The organism is Prevotella sp. AM34-19LB, from assembly GCF_003468525.1.
In the GTDB taxonomy this organism is placed as follows: domain Bacteria; phylum Bacteroidota; class Bacteroidia; order Bacteroidales; family Bacteroidaceae; genus Prevotella.
In genome coordinates, this window is the sequence record NZ_QSIG01000071.1 from 1 (window position 1) to 10,191 (window position 10,191).

The 10,191-nt window shown below is 44.1% G+C and carries 9 protein-coding genes, 3 tRNA genes and 1 pseudogene; 4 read left to right on the forward strand and 9 right to left on the reverse strand.

Translation table 11 applies throughout. The features are described 5' to 3' along the window. Positions 1–606 precede the first annotated feature (606 nt). Both DW830_RS14345 and DW830_RS14350 read left to right on the forward strand, forming a co-directional pair. A complete protein-coding gene (locus DW830_RS14345; protein WP_119250365.1) occupies positions 607–1,452 on the forward strand; it encodes an N-acetylmuramic acid 6-phosphate etherase in 846 nt (281 codons plus the stop codon). 101 nt (positions 1,453–1,553) lie between these two features. Beyond that, entirely contained in the window at positions 1,554–2,291 is a 738-nt protein-coding gene (locus tag DW830_RS14350) for an SDR family NAD(P)-dependent oxidoreductase (RefSeq protein ID WP_119250366.1), read from the forward strand. A 5-nt stretch (positions 2,292–2,296) separates the two neighbouring features. Here the strand turns inward: DW830_RS14350 and DW830_RS14355 are convergent, their stop codons facing one another. From DW830_RS14355 to nspC, 9 genes are all read right to left on the reverse strand, one after another. Beyond that, positions 2,297–3,388: an esterase-like activity of phytase family protein gene (locus DW830_RS14355; protein WP_119250367.1), complete on the reverse strand. Its 1,092-nt coding sequence runs from the start codon at positions 3,386–3,388 to the stop codon at positions 2,297–2,299. Continuing rightward, positions 3,375–4,010: a 4'-phosphopantetheinyl transferase family protein gene (locus DW830_RS14360; protein WP_118311962.1), complete on the reverse strand. Its 636-nt coding sequence runs from the start codon at positions 4,008–4,010 to the stop codon at positions 3,375–3,377. The genes DW830_RS14355 and DW830_RS14360 overlap by 14 nt, the downstream gene beginning before the upstream one ends. 43 nt (positions 4,011–4,053) lie before the next feature. Further along, positions 4,054–5,400 (reverse strand): gliding motility-associated protein GldE, encoded by a 1,347-nt coding sequence (gldE, locus tag DW830_RS14365; protein WP_119250368.1) that lies wholly within the window; start codon positions 5,398–5,400, stop codon positions 4,054–4,056. 16 nt (positions 5,401–5,416) lie between these two features. Beyond that, positions 5,417–5,845 carry a single-stranded DNA-binding protein gene (locus tag DW830_RS14370; protein ID WP_119250369.1) on the reverse strand — a complete coding sequence of 143 codons (429 nt, stop codon included), beginning with the start codon at positions 5,843–5,845 and terminating at the stop codon, positions 5,417–5,419. Positions 5,846–5,866: 21 nt separating this feature from the next. After that, positions 5,867–6,403, reverse strand: coding sequence for a hypothetical protein (locus DW830_RS14375; RefSeq protein ID WP_089544503.1), 537 nt, complete (start codon positions 6,401–6,403; stop codon positions 5,867–5,869). 34 nt (positions 6,404–6,437) lie between these two features. Then, positions 6,438–6,510 (reverse strand) — tRNA-Gly (locus DW830_RS14380). Between the two features lie 18 nt (positions 6,511–6,528). Further along, a tRNA-Leu gene (locus DW830_RS14385) sits at positions 6,529–6,612 on the reverse strand. A gap of 54 nt (positions 6,613–6,666) precedes the next feature. Then, a tRNA-Gly gene (locus DW830_RS14390) sits at positions 6,667–6,739 on the reverse strand. A 202-nt stretch (positions 6,740–6,941) separates the two neighbouring features. Further along, entirely contained in the window at positions 6,942–8,117 is a 1,176-nt protein-coding gene (gene nspC / locus DW830_RS14395; RefSeq protein ID WP_119250370.1) for a carboxynorspermidine decarboxylase, read from the reverse strand. A gap of 107 nt (positions 8,118–8,224) precedes the next feature. Here nspC and DW830_RS14400 point away from each other — a divergent pair. After that, positions 8,225–8,831, forward strand: a pseudogene (locus tag DW830_RS14400) (thiamine phosphate synthase). 77 nt (positions 8,832–8,908) lie between these two features. Further along, positions 8,909–9,847, forward strand: a complete 939-nt coding sequence (locus tag DW830_RS14405; protein WP_117663660.1) for a ribose-phosphate pyrophosphokinase — start codon at positions 8,909–8,911, stop codon at positions 9,845–9,847. Positions 9,848–10,191 lie beyond the last annotated feature (344 nt).

The following is a 10,191-nucleotide window of genomic DNA, read 5'->3' on the forward strand; positions in this document are numbered from 1 at the left end:
AGCCATACCTCCCCATTTGGGTGAAATTTATCTTTCTTGGTATTACCATGAACAAAATTATCACCTCGATGAGTATTTTCTCGAAACTTTTTGTTAACTTTGCAGCCGAATCTTCAACTGCATCTTTAAAGATATCCATATATTGGTCAAGTCCTGTATTCATATAATTTTGCGTTTGTCGTGATTTGCAAAGTTACTGAAAATCAGCGACTTGACCAACTTTTTATAGTTAAGTTTTCATAAGCATTTCTTAATATAAGTTATTGATTTACAGACGATTAAATGTTAATTTAACGCAGTATTGTAAATATTTTCAGCAAATTTATCCCCCTAAACTTTGGCAGATTCAAAGTGGTCAACTTATATCAATAACACCTCTCATCCATATTAGTGCTATTTTTATTTGGTAGTTTAAGAATAAAAGATTACCTTTGTATCGCTAAACAGAAAGAAGAAAACGATGGCTATAAAATATGAGATCCATTATCGTCCGTACTCTTGAAACTACGTGAGATGCTTTGAAGGAGAAAATAAGAGAGTATCTGAAGCATAACCGTTATACATAGGATACTCCAAGACATTCTACAATCTAAAAATTTTGGTAATATGTCAAACAAAGTAGATAAAAGAATAACAGAACAGAGTTCCCTCTACGAACATCTGGAAAAGATGAGCGTGGATGAACTCACCGCTCATATCAATGCAGAAAACAAGAAGGTGGCGCTGGCGATAGAAAAAGCATTGCCAGCCATCAACCAACTGATTTCCGCCATCGAAGGGCAGCTGAAGAAGGGCGGAAGGCTCTTCTATGCCGGTTGCGGAACGGGCGGAAGACTGGCTACACTCGATACCATCGAGGTGCAGAACACCTATGGTATCGACGGTTCACAGATACAGGCCATCTTCCCCGGAGGCATCGGCTGCCTTACACAAACCAGGGAATCAAGAGAAGACGACCTGGAGAATGGCTGGCATCAGCTCTGCGACAAGCATATCTCAAGGCAAGATTTCGTGCTGGGCTTCTCGGCAAGCGGCACCACCCCCTTCGTACTCGCCATCCTGAAGCATTGCAAGGAGGCAGGTATTCCTACGGGATGCATCGTCAACAATCCCCACGCTCCCATCGCCCAAGCTGCAGATTATCCCGTAGAAGTCATCACGGGACCGGAATTCGTAACAGGAAGTACCCGCATGAAAGCCGGTTCATCGCAGAAGATGATTCTGGATATGATCAGTACTTCTCTTCAGATAAGACAAGGACGGGTGGAAGGCAACAAGATGGTGAACGCCAAGCTTATCAATCATAAACTCATCGACCGCGCCTGCCGTATCTTCATGGAACGCAATCCGGAATATACGGATTACGAGAAAGTGAAGCAACTGATACTGAAAGCTGGAAGCGTGAAGAAGGCGGAAAAGCTGCTGAAGAGTAAAAGCGATTTAGATATTTAGATAGAGTTAGACAAGATTTCACCTTGATATAAATAGAACTATCAAGACTTCACCTTTATAAAATAGGAATATCAAGACTTCACCTTATATAATAGGACTATATGGCAAAGAAAGCAATTGTAATGGGTGCCACATCGGGCATCGGAATGGAAGTGGCAAAACTGCTTGCTGCAAAAGGATGGCAGGTAGGAATTGCCGGAAGAAGAATTGAAAGATTGCAGGCTCTGATTTCGCAGAGCGGCATTACCTGCTACCAGCAAATAGACGTGACTTCTCCCAATGCTCCTGCCCAACTTCTCGAACTCATCGATAAGTTGGGAGGCATGGACCTCTACTTCCATAGTTCCGGCATTGGCTGGCAGAACAACTCGCTGGATATAGAAAAAGAATTGAAGACCCTGGAAACCAACGGCTTGGGATTCACAAGAATGGTGGATACGGCATTCAACTGGTTTGCTACTCATCATCATTGCAACCCCAAAGCCCGCATTGCCTGCATCACTTCCATTGCCGGAACCAAAGGTCTCGGTGCCACCCCAGCCTACTCTGCCACCAAGCGATTCCAGAACCATTATCTGGAATGCCTGTCGCAGCAGGCACGGATGCGTCATCTCCCCATCGCCATCACAGATATCCGACCAGGTTTCGTAAAGACCGACCTTATCGCAGGCAGCAGCTATCCGCTGCAACTCAAACCGGAAGATGTGGCGAAACATATCGTGAATGCTATCGAAAACGGAGAGGAAGTTAAGGTGATAGACTGGAGATATGATATCCTCGTCTTCCTCTGGCGACTCATTCCTAGATGGTTATGGACGAGATTGAGGATTACAACATAGCAACTTTATTCCTTTCTGATGACTATCGTCTTGAACCAGTCTTTCAATACTCCAGCATATTGATCCTGCGAATCAGACAGCAGGATGACAACCTGGGAACCATCTTCCAGCTTGGGTCCCAGACACATACCTTCGTAATTGGCAAAGGAACGCTTGGAAAGTGACAAGCTGGTTTTCCATTCCGTGAGCAATCTCTTTTTCAAGAAAGGAGTATCTGATGAAAACTTCTCTTTCATAGAAAACTCCTCAGAATTCAAAGGATTGATCAGATAGAGCTTGCACTTGCAGAAAGCACCTATCTTGATCTTCGGAATAAATGCCTCACGCTCCAGAACCAGAAGCTGACCATCGGGCAAGGCACAAAGCTCACTCACACCCATCACATAGATATCTGCTTTCTTATGGGTAGAAGGTTGATCCACCTGATAGGCATAGGTCGTCATATAACGAGAGAGCTTTCCCCAATCAAGCCTCATCAAACGAAGCTGGTTAGCCAATCCGTTTTGAGGAGTAGCAGGCTGTCCGTCCTTGCGAAGCGTGCTCTCAGGTATTGTCCAGAGATACTGATGGACGGAATCAAAAGCCAGAGACTCAAAATTATAATTGGGATAAAAATCAGAAGAAGGCCATCTGCTTTCCCAAAGATTCTGCTGATAGCCAACCTTGGCAGTATCCGCCGAAATAGGCAGAATAGGATACTCCTTTAAACGGCAATATCCTTCGCTTGCTATCACCAAGGTAGAATAAGAAACCTTCACGATGGCTTCATGGTCAAATCCCTTCTCCAGCCCCTGCCAAGGCTTTCCGTCGTTCAGAGTTCCATCTGTTCTCTCGATAAACCCAAGGTTCTCTACCTGTTCCAGTTCGCCGGTCTTGGGATTCACCTGAATTCGAAAGTTGAAATACAGAGCACTATCCGACTTGTCGCTTACCACCGCATAGATATCATCATGCAGATGAGCAATGCCACTGTAGTTACCCGCAGCCACGGTTTTCGGAAAAGCCTTCTGAGGATTCTCTCTCACTACTTTCCAATCCTGTGCTCCAGCCAACAGGCTGAATGCCAGGAAGATGGTCAGGATATTACAACGCAGCATAGGTAAGAACAAACTCCATGGTTAATTCGAAATCCACATGCGCCGTCTTCCTGCTCTTGAGATTCTCCACATCACACGACCAGTCTGCCATCGTATCAAATGGCTTCACCCGCATATCCTCAAACATCAGTTTTTCCTCTGAGAATAACTTGAAGACCGTTTCCTTGGCACACCAATGCACCAGCTTGGCATCCAGATCTTCCGCCTTCTCATCCTTTCGCAGGAATTTGGAAGCGATACGCTCTACCCTATCGCTGAAGTATTCGATATCTACCGCCACTTCCTGATTCTTGGAAAGAATAAGTGCAGCATAACCCTTGGTATGCGAAACGCTGATATGATAACCACGGAACAATGGCTTTCCAGCCTCGTTGTGGGTAATGTCACCCGCATGAGAAAGCAAGCCCTTGGAAGCCCCGTTCGTCTTGAGCATCTCATACATTAATGCACGAATGGCAAGAAACTCCTGTTTCCTGCCATCGTTCTTATATTTCTCTTCCATCTGGGAACGGTAAGCCTGCAGAAGAGGATATGCCTCGAACAACTGTTCTACAGTCTCATCCATCTGCCATAAGCCCAGACTCACTCCCGGATAAACTTCTCGTATATTGACAACTGCCATACTATATAATCAAAATATTACAAATATATATAAGGAGAATGAACTACTTGGAAGAATTCTCCTCGTCGTTTCTTACAGGATGCACCGTCACCTTGATCTTGCTGATGCGGCGCTCCTCGATATTCATCACCTCGAAAGTATAGTTCTTATAATCTATCTTCTCGTGCATACTTGGGAAATCACCCTTGATTTCCAAGAGCAGACCAGCCAGAGAATCTGCATCGCCCTCAACCTCCTCAAACTCTTCATCATCTACATTCAGAATCTTACAGAAGTCTGAAAGCAAGGTCTTGCCTTCGAAGATAAATGTATTATAATTTAATTTCGAATAGAACTTCTCCTCCTCATCATATTCATCATTGATCTCGCCAACGATTTCCTCCAGGATATCCTCCAGGGTTACGATACCGGAAGTACCGCCAAACTCATCTACCACAATGGCGATATGAACCTTATTCTCCTGGAACTCGCGAAGCAGATCATCTATCTTCTTGGTTTCAGGAACGAAGTAAGGAGGACGGATCAGACTCTGCCAACGGAAGTTGGATGCCTTGGAAAGATGTGGTAATAAGTCCTTGATATACAACACACCACGAATATTATCCGTATTATCCTGATATACCGGAATACGACTGTAGTTGTTCTCTACAATACACTTCAACACCTCTGGATAGGTGCTGCGAATATCCAGGTCAACGATGTTCTGACGGGTGGTCATCACCTCCTTGGCTGTTTCATCACCAAATCGGATGATACCCTTCAGCATATTCTGTTCGTCCTTGATATCTTCTTTGTCGGTGAGTTCCAGAGCCTGTTCCAAATCATCCACACTCAGGACATGGTTTTCTTTCTGTATAATCTTTTCAGCAACGATTCCACTCTTCAGCAGTACATTCTCCAATGCCCAGAACACCTTGCGTGCAAACATAATGCCGCCCACACATCTACGGCAAAACTTGAGAGGATCCTGTCGGGCATAAACCTTAGGCATAATCTCTCCGAAGAGCAAAAGCAAGAATGTAAGGATTACCGTGATGATAAGGAACTGAAGCCAATAGGCTTTAGGACCAAACTCCACGATTCCGGCAAAAACATAGTTGAGGAGCATGATAATGGTGACATTCACAAAGTTATTGGTTATCAGTATGGTAGCCAATGTACGTTCTGAATCCTCACGCAACATCTGAATTTTCTTGTCACAGTCAGTTTTTTCGTCCTCCAGTTCCGCAATATCCGCTGGTGATAAACTAAAAAAAGCGATTTCGGAACCACTGGCAAAAGCTGACATACCAAGCAGGATAGCTGCCAATATAGCAGCTACAAAAACACCAGTAGATGGCTGCAAGAGCAGCACATCACTAAAAGCATCCGTTATGGTCGATATATCCAATTTCTGAGCTTAAAATTTAAAATGGTAAATCTTTGTTCTCAGTAGTCTCTGCAGGAGATGGGGTAGAAGATGAAGCAGGAGCTGAAGTTGAAGATGAAGTTGGAGCTGAAGCTCCCGAACGCGAGGTCAGCATCTCCATATTATCAACGTATATCTCTGTGATATTATGTCGCTTACCCTGCTTGTCATCATAGAGTCGATAGCGGATCCGGCCTTCCACATAGAGTCGGTCGCCCTTGTGTACATACTTCTCCACCACCTTTGCAAGACCACGGAAGAACACGAGGTTATGCCAATCGGTATGATCTGGTACTTGCATACCATTAGCCAGGGTGTAACCTTTCTCCGTTGTCGCAAAAGACACTTGAGCTACCGCCTGATCTGCATCATAATAATGCACAACAGGTTCCTTGCCCACATTACCAATCAACATTACCTTATTCATAGTTTTCTAATAATTATCTTTTTACTTCCACATTCCCAGATAGCGGAAATGGAAATTCTTACCCTTAGCTGAAGGGAACTGACTACGAGAGTCAACTCTCTCCTTCAAGTGCTCTACAATACGAGTGTAGCAATCCAACCCCGACATAGCCTTGACATGAGCCACGAAGTGAGTATCTCGGTATTCAAACTTTCCCGTAGCAGGCACCATCACAACACGCTTGAAATCCAAAGATCCCTCATACCAGCCAGCCAACTCCTGTGTAAGATTCAGCATCACAGGATTCTCCTGACGTTCTGCAGGTGCAGACGAACGCAAGGCCTTCTTATCCTTGAAATCCTGCATCGTAGCAGCAGCCGTCTTGATAACTATGAAATAAATACGAGGACGAACTTTATAACGTTTAGGATAGCAAACATCGCTAGCGGCGTAATCTCTAATATCTGCCTCTAGCTCAGCATCCATACCAATTTCCGGGATACCTTTCAAAAAATCTATTGCTTCATCGACATTATTTACTAATGTCTCCTGATCGAAATATCTTAAATATAAATTCATAATAGGTATGTTTCTCTATTTTCAAATAAAATAGAGCGGAAAACGGGACTCGGACCCGCGACCCCAACCTTGGCAAGGTTGTGCTCTACCAACTGAGCTATTTCCGCTTGTACAACTTCAAGAAGTGAAGAGGAGGAGACTCGAACTCCCACGACACAATTGTCACTACCCCCTCAAAGTAGCGCGTCTACCAATTCCGCCACCTCTCCATTACCTTGAAATTCCATACCTAATACAGAATGATATGTTGTCCAAAATGTTCGAGCGGAAAACGGGACTCGGACCCGCGACCCCAACCTTGGCAAGGTTGTGCTCTACCAACTGAGCTATTTCCGCTTATTTCCTAACTTTCATAGGAGCGTTCCTCTGAATGCGAGTGCAAAAGTACTACATTTTTTTGAACCCACCAAATTTTTCAGCGTTTTTTTTATAAAAAATGCACATTTTTCTTCATTTTAGGGGAAAAACGTGCATTTTTAGGCGTATTTCAAGCATGATTCGTCCATTTTAGGGACAAACTTCATCAAATAACCAGTCATCAATCCATCCTGTCGCGATAGTCCTCATATCCAAATTCGCGCAAAATTTCCAAATTTCCGTCCAAATGTACGATTCCGATAGCCGGATGAGTGATGCCATTAAAGGTATTTGTCTTCACTGTGGTGTAGTGGAGCATGTCTTCAAAGATGACATTATCGCCAATTTCCAGTTCATGATCGAATTTCCAGTACCCCATGAAGTCACCACTCAGGCAACTATTGCCACCTATTCTATATATATGTTCGCCCTCCGGAGCCTTCATCGGGTCTTCAACCTCCAAAGTTTCAGCATTTCTCACTGCCGGCATATATGGCATTTCGAGACAATCTGGCATGTGGCAGGTAAAACTGGCGTTGATAATCGCAGTCTTGATACCTTTATCTTCTACCACATCTACTACCTGGGTTACCAACGGACCGGTTTGCCATCCGAAAGCACTACCTGGCTCCAGGATCACCTTCAGATGAGGATAACGGGAATGAAATCCCTTTAATATATTAATAAGGTGTAAAACATCATAATCCTTGCGGGTCATCAAGTGACCACCTCCAAAGTTGATCCACTTCAACTGCGGGAACCATTTGGCAAACTTTTCCTCGATACGTGCCAATGTGCGTTCAAAGACATCCGCCCCACTCTCACAATGGCAATGACAATGGAATCCCTCTATGTCGGAAGGCAAGGTTTCCGGCAACTTATCTGCCGATACACCAAATCTGGTTCCTGGAGCACATGGATTATATAATAAGGTCTCCACCTCAGAATATTCAGGATTCACTCTCAATCCGTACTTGATTTCCGGATTTACCAATCGGGCACGCTCATGATAACGCTCATACTGAGAAAGCGAGTTGAACGAAAGATGACTCGAGCAGCGGGCTATCTCATCAATCTCATAATCCGTATAAGCCGGCGAAAATGTATGCGCCGGACTTCCAAACTTCTCGAAAGCCAGTTTCGCCTCACTCAAAGAACTAGCCGTAGTGGAATGAATGTACTCTCTGAAAATCGGAAAAGTCTTCCACAGGGCATAAGCCTTGAAGGCAAGAATAATCTCCACATCGGCACGTTCTGTCACACTTTTAATAAGACTCAGGTTGCGTCTCAGTCTCTCCTCCTCCAAAACATAAATTGGGGTGTGAATCTCACAAAAAGTCGATAAATTTACTCTCATTTCTTGATAAATATTAATTTTATGGTGCAAAGATAGCTTTTTATCCCGATATAATTGCAGGATTGCGAAATTTTTAATACTTTTGCAGTATAAAATGCATTTTGACAATGAAATTAGCAATAATGACCAAGTCCACATTCTTTGTGGAGGAAGATAAGATACTCACCTCGTTGTTTGACGAGGGGATGGACAACCTGCATCTCTTCAAGCCAGGTTCATCGCCCATATACTCAGAGCGCCTGCTCACTTTATTGCCAGAAGACTACCGACGCAAGGTTACGGTTCACGACCATTATTACCTCAAGCAGGAATACGACTTGGCGGGAATACACATCGATGATCCTCTTGCTCCTGTTCCTGATGGCTACAAGGGCAAGTACAGCCGCACCTGTACTGACCTGTCAATGCTGAAGGAGATGAAGAAGAAGTCTAACTATGTTTTCTGAAAACATATTCGACTGCATCGAATTCAAGGACGAGAAATCCTCATTCTCTACACAGCAGTTAGAGATGGCTGCAAAGGCTGGGCTCATAGACAAAAAGGTATATGCCCTGGGAGGCATGAGTCTGGAAAATCTCAAAATGGCCAAAGACCTGGGATTTGGAGGCGTGGTAATCTGCGGAGACATCTGGAACCGCTTTGATATCCATAATGAGACTGACTTCAAGGAGCTGATTCAGCATTTCGAAAGACTGAGAAAAGCTATCAGCTAAAAAACAATTCGCAATGATTCATATATATATCATCTAGAATAATACATAACTATTAATACACGTAAACACTAAAGGAAATGAGTGACAAGAACTCTTATTTGGTATTCTCAGGTACTAACTCGAGATACCTTGCAGAGAAAATCTGCGCTAGTTTAGGTTGCCCACTGGGTAATTTGGTAGTAACCAAGTTTTCTGATGGTGAGTTTGGCGTTTCTTTCGAGGAATCTATCCGCGGTCGCGACGTATTCCTCGTGCAGAGCACCTTCCCTAATTCAGACAACTTGATGGAGTTACTTTTGATGATCGATGCTGCCAAGCGTGCATCAGCTCGCCACATCATCGCTGTTGTGCCTTACTTCGGTTGGGCTCGTCAGGACCGTAAGGACAAGCCACGTGTCAGCATCGGTGCCAAATTGGTTGCCGACTTGCTTAGCGTTGCCGGAATCGACCGCCTCATCACCATGGACCTCCATGCAGACCAGATTCAGGGCTTCTTCGATGTTCCAGTAGATCACCTCTATGCTTCTGGCGTTATCCTGCCATACCTGCAGAGCTTGCACCTCGAGGATATGGTAATTGCTTCTCCAGACGTAGGCGGTTCTAAGCGTGCCAACACTTATGCCAAGTACTTCGGTTGCCCTCTCGTACTTTGCAACAAGACTCGTGCTCGTGCAAATGTAGTTGCCAGCATGCAGATCATTGGTGATGTAAAGGACAAGAACGTTGTCATTATCGACGATATGGTTGATACCGCAGGTACTATCACAAAGGCTGCTGATATTATGAAGCAGGCTGGTGCCAAGACTGTTCGCGCTTGTGCTTCTCACTGTGTAATGAGTGGTCCTGCTTCTGAACGCGTACAGAATTCTGCTCTCGAGGAGATTGTTTTCACTGATTCAATCCCTTACACCAAGCGTTGCGACAAGGTTAAGCAGCTCACTATCGCTGATATGTTTGCTGAGACTATCCGCCGCGTAGAGGACAACGAGAGTATTTCTTCTCAGTATCTTGTATAATAATTCCCACATTATTATATATAACAAAAAAAAGGAGCCTTCCCTACTCTTCTTGAGCGGGAAGGCTCCTTTTCTTTTGTCCATTTTCTGATTCTTCTTCTATTTTCTGATTACAAAGAATACCCGGTATTCTTTCTACTTCGAAAAAAGAAACAAAAAAAATCCTGCACCTATATGCTAGATGCAGGATTTATTATATTTATATGATGCGAATAGAAATCCGCTATCCTATTAGTTAGGGTGTCCAGTTCTATGTTCCAATATTAACTCACTTGTTTGAGAGTTTTGGTTCGTTCTGTCACCCAGTTTTTGGACAAGTGCTCGGTAGTCCAAGCATCAATGTC

Excerpts from the sequence above, each read along its gene's own strand:
- DW830_RS14360 (WP_118311962.1), bottom strand. The coding sequence starts at position 4,010 with ATGGCAGTTGTCAATATACGAGAAGTTTATCCGGGAGTGAGTCTGGGC.
- DW830_RS14345 (WP_119250365.1), top strand. The coding sequence starts at position 607 with ATGTCAAACAAAGTAGATAAAAGAATAACAGAACAGAGTTCCCTCTAC.
- DW830_RS14355 (WP_119250367.1), bottom strand. The coding sequence starts at position 3,388 with ATGCTGCGTTGTAATATCCTGACCATCTTCCTGGCATTCAGCCTGTTG.
- nspC (WP_119250370.1), bottom strand. The coding sequence starts at position 8,117 with ATGAGAGTAAATTTATCGACTTTTTGTGAGATTCACACCCCAATTTAT.
- DW830_RS14350 (WP_119250366.1), top strand. The coding sequence starts at position 1,554 with ATGGCAAAGAAAGCAATTGTAATGGGTGCCACATCGGGCATCGGAATG.
- DW830_RS14375 (WP_089544503.1), bottom strand. The coding sequence starts at position 6,403 with ATGAATTTATATTTAAGATATTTCGATCAGGAGACATTAGTAAATAAT.
- DW830_RS14370 (WP_119250369.1), bottom strand. The coding sequence starts at position 5,845 with ATGAATAAGGTAATGTTGATTGGTAATGTGGGCAAGGAACCTGTTGTG.
- DW830_RS14405 (WP_117663660.1), top strand. The coding sequence starts at position 8,909 with ATGAGTGACAAGAACTCTTATTTGGTATTCTCAGGTACTAACTCGAGA.